The sequence below is a fragment of the Mesorhizobium sp. M8A.F.Ca.ET.208.01.1.1 genome, from assembly GCF_004791315.1.
Classification (GTDB): domain Bacteria; phylum Pseudomonadota; class Alphaproteobacteria; order Rhizobiales; family Rhizobiaceae; genus Mesorhizobium.
This window is the reverse complement of record NZ_SRUT01000041.1, coordinates 1-528: the sequence shown is the minus strand read 5'-3', so window position 1 is coordinate 528 and position 528 is coordinate 1. Positions and strand designations below refer to the sequence as shown.

The 528-nt window shown below is 58.9% G+C and carries 1 pseudogene; it reads right to left on the bottom strand.

Features of this window, described 5'->3' with window-relative positions:
- Positions 1 to 256 (bottom strand): annotated as a pseudogene (locus EN851_RS34175) (hypothetical protein); the annotation flags it as partial.
- Between the last annotated feature and the right edge of the window lie 272 nt (positions 257 to 528).

Sequence of the window (528 nt, the reverse complement as noted above, 5' to 3'; positions counted from 1 at the left end):
ACGACGCTCTTCCGATCTCGTCGCCGATCGGCAGCGCTTCCTTCTCGGCCGCCGGCTTGATGGAAACACCCTGCAGCACGGCGTTCGAATCGTCGCCGGAGACGCCGGTCCAGGAAATATCGACGCCCTGGGCGGCAAGGGCTGCCTTGACGGGGTCGGCCACCGCCGTATCGGCGGCGAAGGCGGTGTTGAGCGGCAGGGCCAGCAGAATGGTTGAAAAAGCCAGTTTCTTGAGCATTGAGCGTTGAATTTTCATGGCGAGTTCCCTGTCCTGAAAAGTGTTTTTGAATTCTACTCCATCACCATTCCGCGACGAACGGGACGGGAAGAAGGCATTTCCTGGCACCTTTGTCGCAAAGGGCGATGAAAAGCAAACCCGGCCGGCACGCTTTGCAAGGTGCGGTGAATTTGTCATGAAGATCGGGTTTCCATCGGGCATCGCGCTGCCATAGACAGGGCATGTAACAGGTTGATGTTGGCTGGCGCCGTCATGCGGTGAAGGGTGTTGGAGTCGGGGCGCAAATGGGC